The sequence below is a fragment of the Pseudomonas sp. 15C genome (genome assembly GCF_055484735.1).
The window spans coordinates 1-3,088 of the sequence record NZ_JBUDGD010000117.1 but is presented as its reverse complement, the minus strand read 5'-3'; the positions used below and the strand labels follow the sequence as shown (position 1 = coordinate 3,088).

Genomic DNA, 3,088 nt, shown 5'->3' with positions numbered 1-3,088 from the left:
TAGATCGTTCTTTAAAAATTTGGGTATGTGATAGAAAGATAGACTGAACGTTACTTTCACTGGTAACGGATCAGGCTAAGGTAAAATTTGTGAGTTCTCTTAGTTGAGAAATTCGAATTTTCGGCGAATGTCGTCTTCACAGTATAACCAGATTGCTTGGGGTTATATGGTCAAGTGAAGAAGCGCATACGGTGGATGCCTTGGCAGTCAGAGGCGATGAAAGACGTGGTAGCCTGCGAAAAGCTTCGGGGAGTCGGCAAACAGACTTTGATCCGGAGATGTCTGAATGGGGGAACCCAGCCATCACAAGATGGTTATCTTGTACTGAATACATAGGTGCAAGAGGCGAACCAGGGGAACTGAAACATCTAAGTACCCTGAGGAAAAGAAATCAACCGAGATTCCCTTAGTAGTGGCGAGCGAACGGGGACTAGCCCTTAAGTGGCTTTGAGATTAGCGGAACGCTCTGGAAAGTGCGGCCATAGTGGGTGATAGCCCTGTACGCGAAAATCTCTTAGTCATGAAATCGAGTAGGACGGAGCACGAGAAACTTTGTCTGAATATGGGGGGACCATCCTCCAAGGCTAAATACTACTGACTGACCGATAGTGAACTAGTACCGTGAGGGAAAGGCGAAAAGAACCCCGGAGAGGGGAGTGAAATAGATCCTGAAACCGTATGCGTACAAGCAGTGGGAGCCCACTTTGTTGGGTGACTGCGTACCTTTTGTATAATGGGTCAGCGACTTATTTTCAGTGGCGAGCTTAACCGAATAGGGGAGGCGTAGCGAAAGCGAGTCTTAATAGGGCGTCTAGTCGCTGGGAATAGACCCGAAACCGGGCGATCTATCCATGGGCAGGTTGAAGGTTAGGTAACACTGACTGGAGGACCGAACCGACTACCGTTGAAAAGTTAGCGGATGACCTGTGGATCGGAGTGAAAGGCTAATCAAGCTCGGAGATAGCTGGTTCTCCTCGAAAGCTATTTAGGTAGCGCCTCATGTATCACTGTAGGGGGTAGAGCACTGTTTCGGCTAGGGGGTCATCCCGACTTACCAAACCGATGCAAACTCCGAATACCTACAAGTGCCGAGCATGGGAGACACACGGCGGGTGCTAACGTCCGTCGTGAAAAGGGAAACAACCCAGACCGTCAGCTAAGGTCCCAAAGTTATGGTTAAGTGGGAAACGATGTGGGAAGGCTTAGACAGCTAGGAGGTTGGCTTAGAAGCAGCCACCCTTTAAAGAAAGCGTAATAGCTCACTAGTCGAGTCGGCCTGCGCGGAAGATGTAACGGGGCTCAAACCATACACCGAAGCTACGGGTATCATCTTCGGATGATGCGGTAGAGGAGCGTTCTGTAAGCCTGTGAAGGTGAGTTGAGAAGCTTGCTGGAGGTATCAGAAGTGCGAATGCTGACATGAGTAACGACAATGGGTGTGAAAAACACCCACGCCGAAAGACCAAGGTTTCCTGCGCAACGTTAATCGACGCAGGGTTAGTCGGTCCCTAAGGCGAGGCTGAAAAGCGTAGTCGATGGAAAACAGGTTAATATTCCTGTACTTCTGGTTATTGCGATGGAGGGACGGAGAAGGCTAGGCCAGCTTGGCGTTGGTTGTCCAAGTTTAAGGTGGTAGGCTGAGATCTTAGGTAAATCCGGGATCTTAAGGCCGAGAGCTGATGACGAGTTACCCTTTGGGTGACGAAGTGGTTGATGCCATGCTTCCAAGAAAAGCTTCTAAGCTTCAGGTAACCAGGAACCGTACCCCAAACCGACACAGGTGGTTGGGTAGAGAATACCAAGGCGCTTGAGAGAACTCGGGTGAAGGAACTAGGCAAAATGGCACCGTAACTTCGGGAGAAGGTGCGCCGGTGAGGGTGAAGGACTTGCTCCGTAAGCTCATGCCGGTCGAAGATACCAGGCCGCTGCGACTGTTTATTAAAAACACAGCACTCTGCAAACACGAAAGTGGACGTATAGGGTGTGACGCCTGCCCGGTGCCGGAAGGTTAATTGATGGGGTTAGCTAACGCGAAGCTCTTGATCGAAGCCCCGGTAAACGGCGGCCGTAACTATAACGGTCCTAAGGTAGCGAAATTCCTTGTCGGGTAAGTTCCGACCTGCACGAATGGCGTAACGATGGCGGCGCTGTCTCCACCCGAGACTCAGTGAAATTGAAATCGCTGTGAAGATGCAGTGTATCCGCGGCTAGACGGAAAGACCCCGTGAACCTTTACTATAGCTTTGCACTGGACTTTGAATTTGCTTGTGTAGGATAGGTGGGAGGCTTTGAAGCGTGGACGCCAGTTCGCGTGGAGCCATCCTTGAAATACCACCCTGGCAACTTTGAGGTTCTAACTCAGGTCCGTTATCCGGATCGAGGACAGTGTATGGTGGGTAGTTTGACTGGGGCGGTCTCCTCCTAAAGAGTAACGGAGGAGTACGAAGGTGCGCTCAGACCGGTCGGAAATCGGTCGTAGAGTATAAAGGCAAAAGCGCGCTTGACTGCGAGACAGACACGTCGAGCAGGTACGAAAGTAGGTCTTAGTGATCCGGTGGTTCTGTATGGAAGGGCCATCGCTCAACGGATAAAAGGTACTCCGGGGATAACAGGCTGATACCGCCCAAGAGTTCATATCGACGGCGGTGTTTGGCACCTCGATGTCGGCTCATCACATCCTGGGGCTGAAGCCGGTCCCAAGGGTATGGCTGTTCGCCATTTAAAGTGGTACGCGAGCTGGGTTTAGAACGTCGTGAGACAGTTCGGTCCCTATCTGCCGTGGACGTTTGAGATTTGAGAGGGGCTGCTCCTAGTACGAGAGGACCGGAGTGGACGAACCTCTGGTGTTCCGGTTGTCACGCCAGTGGCATTGCCGGGTAGCTATGTTCGGGAAAGATAACCGCTGAAAGCATCTAAGCGGGAAACTTGCCTCAAGATGAGATCTCACTGGAACCTTGAGTTCCCTGAAGGGCCGTCGAAGACTACGACGTTGATAGGTTGGGTGTGTAAGCGCTGTGAGGCGTTGAGCTAACCAATACTAATTGCCCGTGAGGCTTGACCATATAACACCCAAGCAATTTGCGTCGAA

The 3,088-nt window shown here is 51.2% G+C and carries 1 rRNA gene; it reads left to right on the top strand.

Features of this window, described 5'->3' with window-relative positions:
* Window positions 1–168 precede the first annotated feature (168 nt).
* Window positions 169–3,062, top strand: a 23S ribosomal RNA gene (locus tag ACYYKW_RS26435).
* The last annotated feature ends 26 nt before the right edge of the window (window positions 3,063–3,088 follow it).